The 3,957-nt window shown below is 72.6% G+C and carries 4 protein-coding genes; all 4 read left to right on the top strand.

The features are described 5' to 3' along the window. The coding region (locus CWIS_RS15135; protein ID WP_048344160.1) for a methyl-accepting chemotaxis protein at positions 1-643 on the top strand (643 nt) is incomplete at its 5' end. Positions 644-758: 115 nt separating this feature from the next. After that, positions 759-1,841: a sugar-binding protein gene (locus CWIS_RS15130; protein ID WP_048344159.1), complete on the top strand. Its 1,083-nt coding sequence runs from the start codon at positions 759-761 to the stop codon at positions 1,839-1,841. Continuing rightward, positions 1,841-3,448, top strand: coding sequence for a methyl-accepting chemotaxis protein (locus CWIS_RS15125; RefSeq protein WP_048344158.1), 1,608 nt, complete (start codon positions 1,841-1,843; stop codon positions 3,446-3,448). The genes CWIS_RS15130 and CWIS_RS15125 overlap by 1 nt, the downstream gene beginning before the upstream one ends. After that, a partial coding sequence (locus tag CWIS_RS15120) for a response regulator (RefSeq protein WP_231583931.1) occupies positions 3,448-3,957 on the top strand: 510 nt, incomplete at its 3' end. The genes CWIS_RS15125 and CWIS_RS15120, both read left to right, overlap by 1 nt.

Below are 3,957 nucleotides of genomic sequence, written 5' to 3'. Positions count from 1 at the left end.
GGTCGCGGCGGGTGCCGAGCAGATGGGTGCCTCGATCCGGGAGATCGCGCAGAACGCCACGGAGGCCGCCAAGGTCGCCTCGACGGCCACGGGCGTGGCCGCGCAGGCGAACGACACGGTCGCGCGGCTCGGGACGTCGTCGGCGGAGATCGGCAACGTCGTCAAGCTGATCACGACGATCGCGGAGCAGACGAACCTGCTGGCGCTGAACGCGACGATCGAGGCGGCGCGGGCCGGGGAGGCCGGCAAGGGCTTCGCGGTCGTGGCCGGTGAGGTCAAGGAGCTCGCGAACGAGACGGCCAAGGCGACCGAGGACATCGCGCGTCGGGTCGAGGCGATCCAGTCCGACACCACGGGTGCGGTCGGGGCGATCGGGGAGATCGAGACGATCATCGCCTCGATCAACGACTACCAGCTCACGATCGCCTCGGCGGTCGAGGAGCAGACCGCCACCACGAACGAGATGTCGCGCGGCGTGGCCGAGGCCGCGACCGGGTCCGGCGAGATCGCCACGAACATCACCGGGGTCGCCACCGCGACCTCGTCGAACACGGACGTCATCGGGCAGATGAGCGCGTCGGTCTCGGAGCTCGCCCGGCTGTCGGCCGACCTGCGCGCACGCGTCGCCACGTTCACGTACTGAGCACGCCCACCCCACGAGCACGCAGCACCCCTCCCGCACGCACCACCGCGCCGGCCCCCTCCGGGGCCGGCCACCGACGGAGCCGGTCACCGGCGCGGAACGAGGATCCACCAGCATGTCCCCACGTACCACCCGCACCGCGGCGCTCCTCGTCGTCGGCGTCCTCACGCTGACGGCGGGGTGCGCAGGCGGCCCAGCGCTCGACGAGAAGCCGTCGGTCGGCATCGCGATGCCGACCACGAAGCAGCTGCGGTGGGTCGCCGACGGCGACAACCTCTCCGAGCAGTTCGGCTCGCTCGGCTTCGACGTGTCGATGCAGTACGCCGACGACGATGCCGACGCCCAGGTCCAGCAGATCGAGGAGATGGTGGACCAGGGCGTCGACGCCCTCGTCATCGGCGCCGTCGACGCGAGCGCCCTGACCGCCGTGCTCTCCTCCGCACGCGAGGCCGGCGTGTCGGTCGTGTCGTACGACCGGCTCATCGTCGGCGGGGCCGACGTCGACTACTACGCGTCGTTCGACAACCGCCGCGTCGGCACGATGCAGGCGAACTCGCTGCTCGAGGGGGTGGGCGTGCTCGACGCCACCGGCGAGCCGACGGGCGCGAAGGGTCCGTTCGCGATCGAGCTGTTCGCCGGTTCGCCCGACGACAACAACGCGCACGTCTTCTTCGAGGGCGCGATGGCCGTCCTGGCCCCTTACCTCGAGTCGGGCGTGCTCGTCGTGCCGTCCGGCCAGACGACGTTCGAGAAGGTCGCGACGCCCGGGTGGAGCCCGGAGACCGCTGCCGCGCGCATGGCCACCCTTCTCGGCCCGTACCGGGCCGGCACACGGCTGGCCGGTGTGCTCTCGCCGAACGACGGGATCGCCCAGGCCGTGCTGCCCGCCACTGCCGACCTCGGGTACCTGCCCGTGGTCACCGGGCAGGACGCGGAGATCCCCGCCGTGCAGTCGGTCGCCCGCGGCGAGCAGCACTCGACCGTCTACAAGGACACCCGCCAGCTCGCGGAGGTCACCGTGCAGATGGTCCGGTCCCTGCTCACCGGCGCCGAGCCGGAGGTCAACGACACCTCGTCGTACGACAACGGTGCGGGCGTGGTGCCGACGTTCCTGCTCTCGCCGCAGCTCGTCACCAAGGACAACTACCGCGCCGTCCTCGTCGACAGCGGCTACTACACCGCAGAGGAGATCGGCTGATGAGCGAGAAGACCGTGCGCCGGCGTGCGGCCTGGTTCTGGGACCGGTCGATCGCGGCGAAGTTCACCGTGGTGCTGCTCGTCATGGGCGGCACGTTCGCCCTCGTGGGCGGCGCGGGCGCGTTCGCGCTGCTGCGCAGCTCGCAGCAGCTCGACGAGATGGCCACCCTCAACACAGGCCTGCAGCGGGCGTTCACCCAGCTCCAGGTCGACCAGCAGCGCAGCCACCTCCTGGTCCGCCGGGCGGCGGAGGCCGACGTCGACACCCGACGCCAGCTCCTGACGTCCGCGGCGTGGGTCGACTCCGACGTCCAGGCCCAGCTCGCGGTGATCACCCAGTTCCCGCAGGCGTCCGGGCCGCAGTGGGAGGCGTTCCTCGCGCGCTGGGACGCGTGGCTCGCGCTGCGCTCCGGGACGCTCGAGCCGCTCATCGAGGCGGGCGACACGGTGGGCTTCCGTGCCGCGGTGGCGTCCGACGTGGCCGGCGACCCCGACTGGGCGGGACGTGCGCTCGCGCTCGCGTCCGCGCAGACCGACGCGGACGTCGTCGCGATCCAGGAGACCGCGCAGGCCGAGATCCGGCAGACGATCGTGTTCCTCGTCTCCGGCTTCGTGCTCGCGACGGCCGCCGCGGTGACGCTCGCCGCCGCGACGATCCGACGCATCTCGCGTTCCGTGCGCGACGTCGCGACGACGCTCGACGCGATGGCCGAGGGAGACCTCACGCACGAGGTCGCGGTCGCCGAGCGCGACGAGGTCGGACGCATGGCGTCGTCCCTCACGAGCGCGCAGTCCTCGCTGCGCTCGACGCTGCACGAGGTCGCCCGCACCGCCGCGGAGGTCGCCGACTCCTCGCAGCGGCTCGCCGGCTCGAACACCGAGGTCTCCGGGGCCGCGGGGGAGACGTCCGCGCAGGCGGGGGTCGTGGCCGCGGCAGCCGAACAGGTGTCGCGCAACGTGCAGGCGGTCGCGGCGGGTGCCGAGCAGATGGGTGCCTCGATCCGGGAGATCGCACAGAACGCCACCGAGGCCGCCAAGGTCGCGACGGCCGCGACGAGCATGGCGGCGCACGCCAACGACACGGTGTCCCGCCTCGGCAGCTCGTCGGCCGAGATCGGCAACGTCGTCAAGCTCATCACGACGATCGCGCAGCAGACCAACCTGCTCGCGCTCAACGCGACCATCGAGGCCGCACGTGCCGGTGAGGCCGGCAAGGGCTTCGCGGTCGTGGCCGGTGAGGTCAAGGAGCTCGCGAACGAGACGGCCAAGGCCACCGAGGACATCGCGCGTCGGGTCGAGGCGATCCAGCAGGACACCACCGGTGCGGTCGCGGCGATCGGCGAGATCGGCACGATCATCGCGAACATCAACGACTACCAGATGACCATCGCCTCGGCCGTGGAGGAGCAGACGGCCACGACCAACGAGATCTCCCGCGGCGTGGCCGAGGCCGCGACCGGCTCGGGCGAGATCGCCGCGAACATCGTCGGCGTCGCGACCTCGGCGGACCGCCAGTCGCACGTCCTGAACGGGGTCAGCGCACAGGTCGACGAGCTCGCCGCGGCGTCCGGCGTGCTGCGGGACCGCGTCTCGGGGTTCACGTTCTGATGGGGACCATCCGGGTGCTCGTCGTCGACGACTCGGTCGTCGTGCGGCGGCTCGTGTCCGACGCGCTCTCGCAGGCGCCGGGCGTCGAGGTCGTGGGCGTGGCCGCGAACGGCAGGCTCGCGCTGGCGAAGGTGGCGCAGCTCAAGCCCGACGCGGTCACGATGGACATCGAGATGCCGGAGATGAACGGCATCGAGGCCGTGCGTGCGCTGCGCGCCGCCGGGCACCGGATGCCCATCATCATGTTCTCGACGCTCACCGAGCGCGGCGCGGCGGCCACCCTCGACGCGCTCGCCGCGGGCGCCACCGACTACGTCGCGAAGCCGTCGAACGTCGGCAGCGTGCAGGAGTCGATCGCGCGCGTCAGCGACGAGCTCGTCCCGCGGCTGCGCTCGCTCGTGCCGGTCCCCGGCCTGGCCGGGGGAGCCCCGGCCACGCGCGGCACGCCGGCGCGGCCCGGTGCACCTGCCGCTCCCGCGGCGCCGCGTCGCGTCGCGACCCTGCGGCCC

The organism is Cellulomonas sp. A375-1, assembly GCF_001040865.1.
Lineage (GTDB): Bacteria > Actinomycetota > Actinomycetes > Actinomycetales > Cellulomonadaceae > Cellulomonas > Cellulomonas gelida.
The sequence above is the reverse complement of the archived record's forward strand: the minus strand, read 5'-3'. Positions and strand labels throughout refer to the sequence as shown.